Genomic DNA, 14,503 nt, shown 5'->3' with positions numbered 1-14,503 from the left:
AGATTTATTCAGGAGAGTTTTTTAAAGGGCAAGATTATGGCAAATTATAATGTTTATTTTAGTCCGACAGGCACGACAGAAAGAGCCGTAAAACATATGGGAGAAAGTTTTGGCAGTATGGAAAATATTGACCTGTCGAGACGGGATATGAAAAATCATGAAATGGAACAGGGGGATTTTTGTATTGTGGGAGTTCCGTCCTTTGGAGGACGTGTTCCGGGAATTGCGACCGAGAGACTTCGGAAAATAAAGGGTGACCGCACGCCGGCATTTTTGCTGGTTACATATGGCGGAAGAGCGTATGAGGATACTCTGGTGGAATTGAAGGATGTGCTTGAGGCTCAGGGCTTTGTCTGTATTGGGGCTGCTGCGATTGTGGCGGAACATTCGATCGCCCATCAGATCGAAGCGGGGCGTCCATCAGCGCAGGATTTCGATGAACTTGATACGTTTGCGGCTGAGGTGAAGGAGCGTCTGAAGGGGAATGTCTGTCCGGTCGAGGTGCCGGGAAACAGGCCTTATAAGGAATACAAGGTACTGCCGATGGACATCCAGGTGTCAGATGAATGTATGGGATGCGGAAGCTGCGTGGAGAGCTGTCCGGTTGGAGCGATACCGTTTGAGGATCCGAAGATGACGAACGGAGAAGTCTGCATTTCATGTATGAGATGTGTGGAGATCTGTCCGCAGAGTGCCAGAAGCGGGAATCCTGAAAAGGTCCAGATGATTTCGGAGAAACTGAAAATGATCTGTCAGCCGGATAAGGCGAATGAGTTTTTCTGATTTAGAGATAGTTGGGAGAAATGTTTTGAAGATATATGAATTTTCACAGTGTTGCAGGCCGGAGAAAGCGGGAAAAGAAAAAGATCATCGGCGTCAGGTAGGTTTTACATATAAGATTGCAGCAATGACAGGAGGAAAAATACTATGATTATCAAGAAGGATACATGTAAACTCGCTCTGGTGCAGGCAGCACCAGTCATGTTCGATAAGGACAAGTGTGTGGAGAAGATCATCGCCCTGATCGGGGAGGCGGCCGCTAAGGGAGCGGAACTGATCGTTTTTCCTGAACTTTTTATTCCGGGATACCCATATGGAATGACTTATGGATTTACCGTCGGAAGCCGCAGCAGGGCGGGAAGAGAGGACTGGAAGACTTACTATGACAATTCGATCCTGGCGGATGGAGCGGAGATGCAGAGTATCGTTGACTGCGCGAAGGAACATTCGGTATATGTGAGTGTTGGGTATTCGGAGCGGGACGCTGTGACGGCGACACTTTATAATTCCAATATCATGATCGCACCAGACGGACAGACGATGAATCACAGAAAGCTGAAGCCTACCGGCAGCGAACGTGTGATCTGGGGAGATGCGGATAAGGATTTTTTCCCGGTAATGGAGACACCTTGGGGACCGATGGGCAATCTGATCTGTTGGGAGAGCTACATGCCGCTTGCGAGAGTGGCGCTTTACCAGAAGGGAGTTGCGCTCTATATTTCCCCGAATACGAATGACAATGAGGAGTGGCAGAATACGATCCGCCATATCGCCATCGAGGGACACTGCTTCTTCATCAATGCGGATATGTATTTCACGAAGGATATGTACCCGAAGACCGCCAGCGGGGATGAGGAGATTGCGAAGTTAAATGATATCGTGTGCCGGGGAGGAAGCTGCGTGATCGATCCTTACGGGCATGCGGTGAGTGAGACTGTGTGGGATAAAGAGGAGATCATCTACGCGGACCTCGACATGCAGAAGGTCCCGGCGAGCCGGATGGAGCATGATGTCTGTGGACATTACGCGAGACCGGACGTGTTGAAATTGAGTGTGGAGGATAAATAATGAAAGTATTGATGATCAATGGAAGCCCGCGGGCGAATGGAAATACATCTATCGCGTTGAATGAGATGAAGACGGTGTTTGAAAAAGAGGGAGTCGATGCGGAGATCGTACAGGTCGGCAGTGAGGCGGTAAGAGGATGTATTGCCTGTAATCGATGCGCGGAGCTTGGGAAGTGTGTGTTCGACGATGTGGTGAATAAGCTGGCGGTGAAGCTTTCGGAGGCTGATGGACTGGTGGTCGCAACCCCTGTTTATTATGCGTCCGCAAATGCGACCCTGATCGCGGTTCTGGACCGGCTGTTTTATAGTACATCCTTTGATAAGACAATGAAAGTCGGGGCGAGCGTTGCCTGTGCGAGACGCGGGGGATGTTCGGCGACTTTTGACGAGTTAAATAAGTATTTTACGATCAGCAACATGCCGATCGCATCTAGTCAGTACTGGAACTCCATCCACGGGCGCGGACCGGGAGAAGCTGTGGGGGATGCGGAAGGTCTTCAGACGATGCGGGTTCTTGCGAGAAATATGACATTTCTCATGAAGAGCATTGAGCTTGGAAAAGAGAAGTATGGTCTTCCGGAGAAGGAAGAGGTCGTGCGGACACATTTTATCAGATAGAGAAGAATGATATTGGAAGGAAATTATGCGATGAATCGGCAGAAACTGGTAAGTCAGATCAGAAGGTATGTGCCTTATAATGAGCAGGAAGAGGCGGATAAGGCTTTGATCCTAAACTGGATCGAGAAGAATGATGACGCGTTCCTTAGGGATAATGTGGTGGCGCACATGACGGCTTCGGCCTGGGTGGTGGATAAGGACAGAAGTAAAGTCCTTATGGTGTATCACAATATTTATCATTCCTGGTCGTGGCTTGGCGGGCATGCGGATGGAGAGACAGATCTTCTGGCGGTTGCAATCCGGGAGGTAAAGGAAGAAGCAGGAATTTCCGATGTGCGGCCAGTGTCGGAGGAGATTTTTTCGCTGGAATCACTCACCGTTGACGGACATGTGAAAAAAGGACGGTATGTGTCCAGTCATCTGCATCTGAATGTGACGTATCTTCTGGAAGCGGATTCTGAGGAACAGGTGTCTGTGAAGGCGGATGAGAACAGTGGGGTCGCTTGGTTTACGCCGGAGGAGGCGTTAAAGAAATCTACGGAGCCGTGGTTTGTGGAGCGGGTGTATGCGAAGCTTGTCGAGAAGACGAAGTCCTGGAGATAAACGGAAACTAAATGGAAAGTCGGTCGATCGTATAAAGGGATGCATAAAGAAATTTTGAAAAAGATATAGGGAAATCAGGTTGAGATTACGGTTTAAGCGGAATACACTTGGGAAAATTCATGTGGTATAGTGAAAAGTACCAATAGAATGCCGGTAAAAGATTGTAAAAAATGCCTTTTGAATGTAATCTCTAAAATTATTATAATAAATATAGCACAAAATATATTTCTGTATTTCGATGATCATGAAATGTAGAATAGAGATGAGAGGTATTTACAATGAAAAGAATCAAGGCAGCCTGCATTACCCAGACGGTGTGTTTTTCAAATCATGACGGTGATACGAGTGAATATGCGAAGAAGATGATCTGTCAGGAATATGAAAAGTATAAGGTACAGTTGGACAGAAGTGGGACAAAGTATAAAATTTTATCCGAAAAGACGAATGAAGATGGAGCGATTGTGATCGAGATCAAAAAGCAGTACAATACATCTCCGGTGGGAGACTATCTGAGCTGATCCGGCGGTTTTAGAGGCAGAGATCAGATGTGTGAAACCTGAAGTCAGTGTTCAGCAAGGGGATGATTTCATGAGATATGAGATTGGAGATTTTGTCAGCAAGCCGGTCACAGGAGTGTGCAGGATAGAGGATATTTTGTATCTGGACGCGCAGGGGAAGAAGGACAATAAATTGTATTATCGGATGCATCCGGTGGAGGATGAAAAGGAAACGATATATGTGCCTGTGTCGAATTCGGACTCTGCTTTGAGACCATGCCTGACAGAAGAGAATGCGTGGAAATTGATCGAAAAGATCCCAGAAATTTCGACGCCATGGACGGAGAACGAGAAGATGCGGGAGCAGAAGTATAAAGAGGCGATCAGGGCGAATGACCCGAAGGCGTTGGTTGTGATCATAAAGATGATCTACCAGCGGAAGCAGCAGCGACTCGCGCAGGGAAAGAAATGCACAGCGACGGATACGAAATATTTCCAGATCGCGGAAAAGCTCTTGTATGAGGAACTGGGAACAGCCATCGGGAAGCCGAAGCAGGAGATCGTCGACACGATCGTTGAGCATATTGGACAAAATTCTGTTTGATTTTTTCGGAAAACAGGAAATATCATTGTTGATGAACGAGTAGCAGACTGGTGTAAATCCGGTTTTGTTGCTCGTTTTTTATTTCAGTCGAGAAGACTCCCACCATTTTTAGAAAATGATTCGGTTCTATGCCCCGGATTGGTGTTTCTTTTTATCGACTCGTTATAGGTTTTTCCTATATGTAACTATGTGGTGGATGCCCTGATCGAGAGGGCGGAGCATGGGATCTTTGGTTACAGTGATACCCAGGAGGAGTATTTTAATGCGGTGGCCGGATGGATGGAGCGCCATCACCACTGGAAAATCCGGGAGGAGTGGCTGATCAAGACGCCCGGTGTGGTATTTGCCCTCGCGATGGCAGTGAAAGCATTTACGGAACCTGGGGACAGTGTCCTGATCCAGCAGCCGGTCTACTATCCGTTTTCGGAGGTGATCCGGGACAATGACCGTGTGATCGTAAGCAGTGACCTGATTCTCGGTGAGGACAACCGGTATCACATTGATCTGGAAGACTTCGAAAAGCAGATCGTGGATCATGATGTGAAGTTGTTCCTTCTCTGCAACCCGCACAATCCGTCCGGAAGAGTGTTCACGAAGGAGGAGCTGACCGGGATGGGAGATCTCTGCGTGAAATACGGCGTCAAGGTAGTCAGCGATGAGATCCACAACGACTTCGTATTCCAGGGAGAGCATACGGTGTTCGCCTCTGTAAAGAAGGAATATGAGGATCTCTGCGTGGTCTGCACGTCTCCGAGCAAGACGTTCAATCTGGCCAGCATGCTGATCTCCAATATCTTCATCCCTGGTGAGAAGATGAGAAAGAAGTTCCAGCACGAAGTGGATGCCGCGGGGATCAGCCAGTTGAGCGCACTGGGGATCGTGGCAGCCCAGACGGCGTATGAAAAAGGCGATGAGTGGTATCATGCGATGCTTTCCTATGTGCGGGAGAATATCGCCTATGTAAAAGCATATATCGCAGATCATATGCCGGGCGTAAACGTCATCGACGGGGAAGGAACCTATCTTTTGTGGCTTGACTTCCGTAAGACAGGAATTGATCCGGACGAGCTTGACCGCAGGATTATCTATGATGCAAAGCTGTGGCTTGACAGCGGAAAGATCTTTGGAAAGACGGGAGCCGGATTCCAGCGGATCAACGTGGCAGCGCCTCGGAAGACGGTGGAGGAGTGTCTGGAGAGGATCAGGAGGATCCTGTAGACAGTAAGTGTACCGCCCGAAAAAACGGTTGACATTCATTTTGAATAGAGTTTTATATTGTCGGTTCAGGATTTGAACTGGTCAGACGCCCGTCCGGTGAATGAACACTGGGCGGGCGTCTTGTGATCAGCTTAATCGGTGGATAAATAATCCGCTTCGGAGCTTCGGCTCAAACCAGGTAGACTTCGGCGGCATCAGGAGTCCTGCGTCCGCCACGGAAAGAAGTTCTTCGATGGACGTCGGATACATGGAAAATGCGACTTCCATATCTTCGCCAACGCGGCGTTCCAGCTCCTTTAATCCGCGGATTCCGCCGATAAAGTCGATCCGTTTATCGGTTCTCGGATCACCGATCCCAAGAACCGGTGCAAGAAGATGATCCTGAAGGATCGAGACATCCAGTCCCTTTACCGGATCAGCGCTTCTGTACTGCGGAAGGATCTTTAACGCGTACCATGTCCCGTCAAGATACATGCCGAAGGTTCCTTTTTGAACCGGAGCATAAGGTTCTTTCCCGATTTCTTCCAGTTCGAATTTTTCTTTTAATTTCTCAAAAAACTGTTCCGTGCTCATCCCGTTCAGATCCCTGACCACCCGGTTATACGGGAGGATCATAAGTTCCTCATCCGGGAATAATACAGAGAGAAAATAGTTGAACGGTTCTTCACCCGTATAACCGGGATGCTTTGTACGGCGCTTCAGACCGACTTTTACGGCGGAGGCGGCTCTGTGATGCCCGTCTGCGATGTAGGTGGACGGAATCGCAGCAAATGCAGCTTCAATGGCGTCTGTCCGGTCTGCTCCGTCGATCCGCCATACCCGGTGGCGGATCCCGTCGTCGGACACAAAATCATAGAGAGCCGGTTTCGTTTTTTCTTCTGCAACGATCTCCTTTAAGGCTATATTTTGCCGGTAGGCCAGAAAAATAGGACCTGTCTGCGCATTGACGGTATCCACATGGCGGATGCGGTCCAGTTCTTTTTCCTCCCTGGTGTTTTCATGCTTTTTGATCACACCGTTCACATAATCATCAATGGAACAGCAGGCGACGATCCCTGTCTGGCTGTGTCCGTCCATCGTCAGCTCGTAAAGATAGTAGTGATCCCCTGCGTCTGTCACGTAGATCCCGTCCGCGATCTGCGAATCGAGCAGCTCTCTTGCCTTTTCGTATACACAGTCCGCATAGGTATCGACATCATCGGAAAACTGGGTCTCCGCCCGGTCGATATTTAAAAAAGAAAGAGGATTTCCTTTTACCGCCGCACATGCCTCTTTCCGGTTATACACATCATAGGGGAGAGCAGCTACTTCCGCTGCATGTTCCTTTGCTGGTCTGATGCATATAAATGGTTTTACAACTGCCATTTTAGTTCCTCCTGTTTGTTCTGATTCTGGTGTTCTTTAAGAGAAGAGTATTCCTGCATAATATTTTACGATCATTATAGAATAAAAGAATGGAATGTGCAAGAAGAGTACCGATGATACAGGACTTTGGCGGATTGCATGTATACGGATCAGTGACAAAAAATCTCAATAACAGCCCTTGACATTTCCGTATTCTATGTTACTATTTACATATACCCAGTATGGGTATACAGCAACAGAAAGGAACGACGATATGGAACAGTATACAGTTACAGGAATGAGCTGCGCTGCCTGCCAGACCCGCGTGGAAAAGGCGGTTTCCAAAGTGCCTGGCGTCACCTCGTGTTCTGTGAGTCTGCTCACGAACTCGATGGGAGTCGAAGGGACAGCTTCTTCCTCGGAAATTATTGCGGCGGTCCAGGCTGCCGGATACGGGGCGTCCGTAAAAGGTGCAGAAAAATCAGATGGAGACGGAGACAGCGCGCTCTACGATGAATCGGCCCTGGAAGACCATGAGACTCCGGTCCTGAAAAAAAGACTTGTCTCCTCCATCGGTTTTCTCCTGGTCCTCATGTATTTCTCCATGGGGCATATGATGTGGAACTGGCCGCTTCCGAAATTTTTCGATGGAAACCATGTGGCGATGGGGCTTACACAGCTTCTTCTCACCGTGATCGTCATGGTGATCAACCAGAAATTCTTCATCAGCGGCTTTAAGAGTCTGCTTCACGGCGCCCCGAATATGGACACTCTGGTCGCCCTTGGATCGAGTGCGTCCTTCGCGTGGAGCACATACGCGCTGTTCATGATGACGGATGTCCAGGTAAAGGGAAACATGGACGCGGTCATGGAATATATGCACGAGTTCTATTTTGAATCTGCTGCGATGATCCTGACGCTGATCACGGTCGGAAAAATGCTGGAAGCGAGATCAAAGGGCCGCACCACCGATGCCTTAAAGGGCTTAATGAAGCTGGCACCGAAGACTGCGGTGATCGAAAAGGACGGCGTGGAGACCACAGTCCCGATCGCACAGGTCAAGAAAGGTGATGTCTTTGTTGTCCGCCCGGGTGAAAATATACCCGTGGATGGTATCGTGCTGGAAGGAAACAGCGCGGTGAACGAGTCCGCCCTCACGGGTGAGAGCATTCCGGTCGATAAGGCAGCAGGCGATCTTGTTTCGGCAGCAACCTTAAACCAGTCCGGATTTATCCGCTGCGAGGCGTCCAGAGTCGGAGAGGACACGACGCTCTCCCAGATTATCAAAATGGTCAGCGATGCGGCAGCCACAAAAGCTCCGATCGCGAAGATCGCAGATAAAGTCTCCGGCGTGTTCGTGCCGGCAGTCATCACGATCGCAGTGATCACGACGATCGGCTGGCTCCTTGCGGGTGAGACGATGGCATTCGCTCTGGCGAGAGGAATTTCCGTTCTTGTGATCAGCTGCCCGTGTGCGTTAGGCCTTGCGACTCCGGTTGCCATCATGGTCGGCAACGGAATGGGAGCGAAGAACGGAATTCTCTTTAAGACAGCGGTTTCCCTTGAGGAGACGGGCAAAGTGGAGATCGTTGCCCTGGATAAGACGGGAACGATCACAAGCGGCGAACCCCGCGTGACAGACATTGTCCCGGCGGAGGGGATCACAGAGACAGAACTTTTATCGATGGCGTATGCGCTCGAGAAGAAGAGTGAACATCCGCTCGCAAAGGCAGTTCTCTTAAAAGGCGAGGAGATGGGACTTTCCGCAGCCGACGTGGCAGACTTTGCGGCTCTTCCGGGAAACGGACTTTCTGCGAAATTAAACGGAAATACGATCTACGGTGGAAACATGAACTTTATCGGAAGTCATGTGAATGTGCCGGAAGAGATGAAACAGAAATCGGAAACTCTCGCGGAGAGTGGAAAGACTCCGCTGTTCTTTGCAGAGAATGAGAGACTTATCGGCATCATCGCCGTTGCGGATATGATCAAGGAAGACAGCCCGCAGGCGATCAGGGAGCTTCAGAACATGGGAATCCATGTGGTCATGCTGACCGGAGACAATGAGCGCACCGCGAAGGCGGTCGGAAAAGAGGCCGGCGTCGACGAGGTCATCGCCGAAGTCCTTCCGGACGGCAAAGAGAGCGTGATCCGGAAGCTGAAAGAAAAAGGCAAGGTTGCCATGGTCGGTGACGGGATCAACGATGCCCCGGCGCTCACGAGAGCCGATATGGGAATTGCGATCGGAGCGGGAACGGATGTCGCAATCGATGCGGCGGATGTGGTCCTCATGAAGAGCCGCCTGTCAGATGTTCCGGCAGCGATCCGCCTGAGCCGCGCGACACTCACAAATATCCACGAGAATCTGTTCTGGGCATTTTTCTACAATGTGATCGGAATTCCGCTCGCGATGGGACTCTGGATCCCGGTATTCGGGTGGAAGTTAAATCCGATGTTCGGCGCTGCGGCGATGAGCTTATCGAGCTTTTGCGTCGTATCAAACGCCCTGCGTTTAAATTTCTTTGATATCCGGCGTTCCGACAGGGACAAAAAGATAAAAACAAAATCTCATAAGAAAGAGAAGGAGAGTAAAACTATGGAAAAAACACTGAAAGTAGAAGGTATGATGTGCGGTCACTGTGAGGCAACTGTAAAGAAGGCGCTCGAGGCGATCGACGGCGTATCTGCTGCAGAGGCAGATCACGTAAAAGGAACTGCGACTGTGACACTTACAAAGGATGTTCCGACAGAAGTGTTAAAGAAAGCGATCGAGGATAAGGATTATAAGGTGATCGGCTGATCAGTTTTTCAGACGGATCATGGCATTTTCTCAGATGTCGAAGATGTACTGTCCCGGGATGAAATACTTCCGGGGCGGCTTTTCCTGCTATCATGGACATATAAAAATTTGGGAGGTCGCACATGGAAAAACGATCATGTTGTTGTTCCGGGGGAGACGGGGCAATGAACATAAATATGGAAACAGGCGCAGAAGCGGCAGAAAACGCGGCAGCTGCAGATGCAGGGACCGGTGATGCAGTCTGTCACTGCCGCCACAAACACAGGACAGAAAAAGAAGAGAAGGACCTTTTAAACCGTTTGAGCCGGATCGAAGGACAGGTCCGCGGCATCAAAGCCATGGTCCAGGACGAGCGCTACTGCCCGGATATCCTGGTCCAGGTATCGGCGGTGCAGTCTGCACTGAATGGCTTCTGCAAGGTCCTGCTGTCAAATCATATCAAAACCTGTGTGGTGGAAGATATCCGGAATGGGAATGAGGAGACTGCGGTGGCAGAGCTCTGTGAGACGATCAAGAAGATGATGTAAAAAATATATTTGTAGTGAAGTGCCGCCTGAGTTGCTGTCAGTCATGCAATCGGAAAACGGGCAGTCTGTGGTGAGCATGCCCGCATAGTATCTATTATAAAAGCCAGGCATCATATATGCGATGCCAGGCTTTTGCGATTTATGAACATTTATCCGATCGTGCGGTAAGTAAAAAACGCGAATCCCAGAATAAAGAGGGATGCGATGATCTCACTGATAATGCGGACGACTGTGTGCGGGGTGTCATTGCTGATGATCCTGCGGGTGATGCGGATACAGACCGTAACGGCAACGAGAATGATCAGTGTGAAATATGCGGTCCGAAGCGGGATCACATTGAATGCGCCGAGACCGGCAGTGACCAGCATTGCGATAGAAAGAATGATTCTGATTGCCTTCATAAGAACGCCCCCTCTGATGAATATATTTGTGTACAGATATTATACCACAATTTTGATAAAATGGAAAACTTTTCTGTTAATTTCTTTGCGGAAATTCAGGCTAATGAAAAGGTGATCCGCAAGAAGAGTGAAAATAGTATACAAAACCTTTGATAGCAGCTTGTGGGAGAGGGAGCGGAGTCCAGAGACTCCCTGGCAGGAGGCTGTTTTACAGTGAAGAAACGCCAAAAGTGTAGCTAATGTAGAAAAAATGCAAAAAATAGAAAAAAATCAAAAAAAGCTGTTGACATTTCCGTAAATCTGTATTATACTTACGTACGTAATCGAGGCGTGGCTCAGTTTGGTAGAGCGCTGCGTTCGGGACGCAGAGGTCGCAAGTTCGAATCTTGTCGCCTCGACTTATACAAATCAAGGCCTGTTGGTCAAGCGGTCAAGACGACGCCCTCTCACGGCGTAAACCCGGGTTCGATTCCCGGACAGGTCACTTGCTGTTGCGTAAGCAGCAGCATTTTTTAAAGGTGCTTCCGTGGCTCAGTTGGTAGAGCAACGCATTCGTAATGCGTAGGTCGCCGGTTCGAGTCCGGCCGGGAGCTGATTACAAAACCCCTTGAGAAATCAAGGGGTTTTCGTGTTTTTACAGGTTTGAAAAGTAGGTCCGAAAGAGGGCAAAAAAGGTGATTTGTCTACTATTTGTCTACTGTTGAATTTTTACCTGTGATTGATAACTACAGGATCATTCAGAAGCGTGTCTGACATGATGTTTGCCACCTCTTCCGTGCTTTGACGTATGCTTTTTGTACCGGATTGCAATGGGATGATCAAGGATCCATAAAAAATGTCGGCCCTGCTTGGATTTGTATTCTTGCTTGGTCTTGCCGTGATGATACTTTTTTACTGTTTAATGTTATACATTGGCAAAGGTCAAACATAATATTATAATACAAATAAGATAACTTGTGAAGGATTAACACTGGGTCCCAAAATGGGGTAGGCGCTTAGTACTGAGCATTCCTATGTGCCTGGGGTTATCTTTTTTCTTTGCCTTTTTTAGACTTTCCACAAAATACGCACGAAGTTTCACGTGTGTTCGATCCATATAAAAAGGACATGGACCATCAGTTATTGGATGGTTCCATGTCTTTTTTTATACGAATCTTTGCTCTTATTCTGTCAGTCTCTCCAGTTCCTCGTAAAACGCCGGATAGGAGATATTCACGCAGTCTGCGTCATGGATTTCCGTCTCCCCCTCAGCGGCCAGCGCGGCAACTGCGAAGGTCATTGCGATCCGGTGATCTTTATGGCTGTCAATGACAGCGCCGTGGAGCGGTTTTCCACCGTGGATGATCATGCCGTCTTCCGTCTCTTCGACATCAGCGCCCATCGCACGCAGGTTTTCGACCATGATGGCGATCCGGTTGGATTCCTTTACTTTCAATTCGGCGGCGTCGCGGATCACGGTGGTACCTTCTGCAAAACATGCCATCATGGCGATCGTCGGAAGTTCGTCGATGAGCGTCGGGATGATATCCCCTTCGATGGTGCAGGCTTTTAAGCTGCTGGTACGGACGAGGAGATCGGCCGTTGGCTCTGCGTTCCCGTGGTTCTCATTTAAGAGCGTCAGATCAGCGCCCATCGCCTCACAGACTTTGATGAGTCCGGCTCTTGTCGGATTGATCCCGACATTTTTTATCAGGACTTCGGAATTTGGCAGGATGAGGCCGGCTGCGACAAAATAGACGGATGAGGAGATGTCACCCGGGACATCGATCCGGTTGCCGAAAAGCTCCGTTGCCGGCCAGATCGTCACGGAAGTTTCTTTGGACTCCAGTTCAGCTCCGAAAAATTTCAGCATGAGTTCCGTGTGGTTTCTCGATACCTGCGGCTCAGTGACGGTCGTGAGACCGTCTGCATAGAGACCTGCGAGAAGAATGGCGGATTTCACCTGGGCGGAGGCAACTTTTGATGTGTAGTGGATGCCTGCGAGCGGCATTCCACAGATTTTAAGCGGCGCACAGTCATTGCCGCGGATGCTCTTGATGTCAGCGCCCATCATGGACAGTGGTTCGATGATCCGCTTCATAGGGCGCTTCTGGATCGATTCGTCACCGGTCAGTGTTACATCAAAATTCTGAGGAGCAAGAATGCCGGAGATGAGTCTCGTTGTCGTTCCGGAATTTCCACAGTCAAGCGTCCCGGACGGGGCGGTCAGCCCGTGCATGCCCTTTCCGTGGACGATTACGGTACCGTTTTTATTTTCAATCTCGATCCCCATGCGGCGGAAACAGCCGATGGTCGAAAGGCAGTCAGCGCCCTCTAAGAAATTGTGGATCTCCGTAGTCCCCTTCGCAATGGAGCCGAACATGACGCTGCGGTGGGAGATGGATTTATCACCCGGGACAGTGATCTCGCCCCGGATATGAGCTGCTTTATGGAGTTTCATGGTAAATACCTCGATGTTTTTATTTGCGTGAACAACGAGCCAAAGTCCGCGCTTGCGCGAGGCCTTGGCGACTGTCGCGATAACAAGGGGAAACTTGCGAAGCGTGTTTTCACTTGTTATTTTGTCAGAACGTAGTTGTGACTCTTCAGGAGACTTGCTGCCTCATTTTTCTGTTCTTCTTTATAAAAGGAAATGCGGAGAGCGCCTTCCCCTTCCTCACGGCTGTGATTGATGCCCATGTTTTTGACACTGATGCCCTTTGCGGCAAGGATCGCGGAGAGGACGGAGATGGATCCCGGTTCATCGAGAACATCGACACTGAAGGAATAATCGCGCTCGATCGGACCGCGGCCGCGGTTCGGGAAGGAAGAACGGTATTTTCCTGATTCCTCGAACATCCGGTAGATTGCACTTCCGTCATGGTGCTCGAGCGTATCACAGATGGACTCCAGGGACGCGATGTAGCGCTTCAGGAGGGTCAGGATATTTTCAGTATTTGTCATGCAGATCTGCTCCCACATGACAGGGGAGGAGGAGGCGATCCTCGTGATATCTTTAAAACCGCCGGCCGCCAGCCGCTTCATGATCTCGTCCTTCGAATCATTGTCATGGACAAGATTGACGAGACTGGACGCAACAAGGTGCGGGAGATGACTGATCGCGGCGACAGAAAAATCGTGCTCATGGTAATCCAGAACAAGCGGCAGGGCACCGATCGCCAGGGCGACTTCGCGGATCCGGTCGATCTGTTCCGGAGTCGATCTTGCGGTCGGAGTAATAACATAGTAGGCATTTTCGAGAAGATGGTCAGTTGAACTCTCATAACCGGTCTTTTCAGAGCCTGCCATCGGATGACCGCCAACGAAGACATCCTCATATCCGAGACGTTCCACAGCCTTGTGGATGTCGGTCTTTGTGCTGCCGATATCCGTGATAATGGCACCCGGTTTTAAGAACGGACGGACCTTTTCCAGATACATGGCATTGTACTCCACCGGGGTACAGAGAAAGATGATGTCACATGCGGAGAGCGTCTCATCGATCCCGTCAAGGATGATATCGATCGTCCCCTCTTTCTTTGCCTGCTCAAGCTTCGAGCGGGTCCGCATGTACGCCATAATGGTAATATCTTTATTTGCGCGGCGCAGGCCTCTGGCGATCGAACCGCCGATGAGACCAAGACCGATAAAACCAAAAGTAGAATCAGACATTTTGTAATCCCTCCTTTATCTCTTCGATTTTATAACATGGGTGTGGGAATGTCAACAGAAAAAAATCAACACTTTAAAGTGGCAAAATCAAAACCCGGATCATCGATGTATTTCTTATCTTTTTTCTGACTTAGAAAACTGCACGGCACTGTAACGACTGCGGAGGAGAGATCCTATTCACATTCTATAAAACTTTATAAATTGAAAACCCCGCGCTGCCATTCCATTCGCGGGCGGTGAGTTTCCGGGTGGGAGTGCTTGATCCCGGCACTCCCACCCGGAAACTCACCGCAAAACAAATCTTTCCTCAATCTCAAAAATATCGCAGAAAATAAGAAACCCACCCAGATTTTTAAAAGCTTTTCCGCCAAAACGCCCATGTTTTCCGCAATA

Annotated in this window: 13 protein-coding genes and 3 tRNA genes; 12 read left to right on the top strand and 4 right to left on the bottom strand. The window is 49.3% G+C overall.

The window, feature by feature from the left end; genetic code table 11:
- The first annotated feature begins 36 nt into the window (after window positions 1-36).
- From V2546_RS01990 to V2546_RS01960, 7 genes are all read left to right on the top strand, one after another.
- A complete protein-coding gene (locus V2546_RS01990; protein WP_329751414.1) occupies window positions 37-783 on the top strand; it encodes an EFR1 family ferrodoxin in 747 nt (248 codons plus the stop codon).
- 144 nt (window positions 784-927) lie between these two features.
- Window positions 928-1,848, top strand: coding sequence for a carbon-nitrogen hydrolase family protein (locus V2546_RS01985; protein ID WP_329751412.1), 921 nt, complete (start codon window positions 928-930; stop codon window positions 1,846-1,848).
- On the top strand, window positions 1,848-2,465 hold the full coding sequence (locus tag V2546_RS01980) for a flavodoxin family protein (protein ID WP_329751411.1): 618 nt from the start codon (window positions 1,848-1,850) through the stop codon (window positions 2,463-2,465). Before V2546_RS01985 ends, V2546_RS01980 begins: the two co-directional genes overlap by 1 nt.
- A gap of 30 nt (window positions 2,466-2,495) precedes the next feature.
- Window positions 2,496-3,068 (top strand): NUDIX hydrolase, encoded by a 573-nt coding sequence (locus tag V2546_RS01975; protein WP_345941749.1) that lies wholly within the window; start codon window positions 2,496-2,498, stop codon window positions 3,066-3,068.
- Between the two features lie 278 nt (window positions 3,069-3,346).
- Complete coding sequence (locus V2546_RS01970) at window positions 3,347-3,586, top strand: hypothetical protein (RefSeq protein WP_117514400.1); 240 nt, start codon at window positions 3,347-3,349, stop codon at window positions 3,584-3,586.
- 70 nt (window positions 3,587-3,656) lie between these two features.
- Window positions 3,657-4,169, top strand: coding sequence for a CarD family transcriptional regulator (locus V2546_RS01965; RefSeq protein ID WP_215703803.1), 513 nt, complete (start codon window positions 3,657-3,659; stop codon window positions 4,167-4,169).
- A 192-nt stretch (window positions 4,170-4,361) separates the two neighbouring features.
- The gene (locus V2546_RS01960; RefSeq protein WP_329751410.1) at window positions 4,362-5,387 is read left to right on the top strand and encodes a MalY/PatB family protein; all 1,026 of its coding nucleotides are present in this window, start codon (window positions 4,362-4,364) and stop codon (window positions 5,385-5,387) included.
- Between the two features lie 126 nt (window positions 5,388-5,513).
- Here the strand turns inward: V2546_RS01960 and V2546_RS01955 are convergent, their stop codons facing one another.
- Window positions 5,514-6,752, bottom strand: a complete 1,239-nt coding sequence (locus V2546_RS01955) for a DUF1015 family protein (protein ID WP_329751409.1) — start codon at window positions 6,750-6,752, stop codon at window positions 5,514-5,516.
- A 253-nt stretch (window positions 6,753-7,005) separates the two neighbouring features.
- On the opposite strand from V2546_RS01955, the gene V2546_RS01950 reads away from it, so the two are divergent.
- Both V2546_RS01950 and V2546_RS01945 read left to right on the top strand, forming a co-directional pair.
- Window positions 7,006-9,531, top strand: coding sequence for a heavy metal translocating P-type ATPase (locus tag V2546_RS01950; protein ID WP_329751408.1), 2,526 nt, complete (start codon window positions 7,006-7,008; stop codon window positions 9,529-9,531).
- 164 nt (window positions 9,532-9,695) lie between these two features.
- Window positions 9,696-10,058, top strand: coding sequence for a metal-sensing transcriptional repressor (locus V2546_RS01945; RefSeq protein ID WP_329751407.1), 363 nt, complete (start codon window positions 9,696-9,698; stop codon window positions 10,056-10,058).
- A gap of 149 nt (window positions 10,059-10,207) precedes the next feature.
- Here the strand turns inward: V2546_RS01945 and V2546_RS01940 are convergent, their stop codons facing one another.
- Entirely contained in the window at window positions 10,208-10,459 is a 252-nt protein-coding gene (locus V2546_RS01940) for a hypothetical protein (protein WP_329751406.1), read from the bottom strand.
- A 324-nt stretch (window positions 10,460-10,783) separates the two neighbouring features.
- On the opposite strand from V2546_RS01940, the gene V2546_RS01935 reads away from it, so the two are divergent.
- From V2546_RS01935 to V2546_RS01925, 3 genes are all read left to right on the top strand, one after another.
- Window positions 10,784-10,857, top strand: a tRNA-Pro gene (locus V2546_RS01935).
- A 14-nt stretch (window positions 10,858-10,871) separates the two neighbouring features.
- Window positions 10,872-10,943: transfer RNA gene (locus tag V2546_RS01930), tRNA-Glu, on the top strand.
- A 36-nt stretch (window positions 10,944-10,979) separates the two neighbouring features.
- Window positions 10,980-11,052 (top strand) — tRNA-Thr (locus tag V2546_RS01925).
- A 569-nt stretch (window positions 11,053-11,621) separates the two neighbouring features.
- On the opposite strand, the gene aroA is transcribed toward V2546_RS01925, so the two are convergent.
- Together aroA and V2546_RS01915 are read right to left on the bottom strand one after the other, a co-directional pair.
- Window positions 11,622-12,899: a 3-phosphoshikimate 1-carboxyvinyltransferase gene (gene aroA, locus V2546_RS01920; protein WP_118529749.1), complete on the bottom strand. Its 1,278-nt coding sequence runs from the start codon at window positions 12,897-12,899 to the stop codon at window positions 11,622-11,624.
- A gap of 116 nt (window positions 12,900-13,015) precedes the next feature.
- Window positions 13,016-14,110 (bottom strand): prephenate dehydrogenase, encoded by a 1,095-nt coding sequence (locus V2546_RS01915; RefSeq protein ID WP_215702986.1) that lies wholly within the window; start codon window positions 14,108-14,110, stop codon window positions 13,016-13,018.
- Window positions 14,111-14,503: the final 393 nt, after the last annotated feature.

Source organism: Clostridium sp. CM74B_53, from assembly GCF_036318045.1.
Classification (GTDB): domain Bacteria; phylum Bacillota; class Clostridia; order Lachnospirales; family Lachnospiraceae; genus Pilosibacter.
The sequence above is the reverse complement of the archived record's forward strand: the minus strand, read 5'-3'. Positions and strand labels throughout refer to the sequence as shown.

Bases quoted from the DNA above. Each gene is read 5' to 3' on its own strand.
- V2546_RS01990 (WP_329751414.1), top strand. From the start codon at position 37: ATGGCAAATTATAATGTTTATTTTAGTCCGACAGGCACGACAGAAAGA.
- V2546_RS01985 (WP_329751412.1), top strand. From the start codon at position 928: ATGATTATCAAGAAGGATACATGTAAACTCGCTCTGGTGCAGGCAGCA.
- V2546_RS01980 (WP_329751411.1), top strand. From the start codon at position 1,848: ATGAAAGTATTGATGATCAATGGAAGCCCGCGGGCGAATGGAAATACA.
- V2546_RS01975 (WP_345941749.1), top strand. From the start codon at position 2,496: ATGAATCGGCAGAAACTGGTAAGTCAGATCAGAAGGTATGTGCCTTAT.
- V2546_RS01970 (WP_117514400.1), top strand. From the start codon at position 3,347: ATGAAAAGAATCAAGGCAGCCTGCATTACCCAGACGGTGTGTTTTTCA.
- V2546_RS01965 (WP_215703803.1), top strand. From the start codon at position 3,657: ATGAGATATGAGATTGGAGATTTTGTCAGCAAGCCGGTCACAGGAGTG.
- V2546_RS01955 (WP_329751409.1), bottom strand. From the start codon at position 6,752: ATGGCAGTTGTAAAACCATTTATATGCATCAGACCAGCAAAGGAACAT.
- V2546_RS01950 (WP_329751408.1), top strand. From the start codon at position 7,006: ATGGAACAGTATACAGTTACAGGAATGAGCTGCGCTGCCTGCCAGACC.
- V2546_RS01945 (WP_329751407.1), top strand. From the start codon at position 9,696: ATGAACATAAATATGGAAACAGGCGCAGAAGCGGCAGAAAACGCGGCA.
- V2546_RS01940 (WP_329751406.1), bottom strand. From the start codon at position 10,459: ATGAAGGCAATCAGAATCATTCTTTCTATCGCAATGCTGGTCACTGCC.
- aroA (WP_118529749.1), bottom strand. From the start codon at position 12,899: ATGAAACTCCATAAAGCAGCTCATATCCGGGGCGAGATCACTGTCCCG.
- V2546_RS01915 (WP_215702986.1), bottom strand. From the start codon at position 14,110: ATGTCTGATTCTACTTTTGGTTTTATCGGTCTTGGTCTCATCGGCGGT.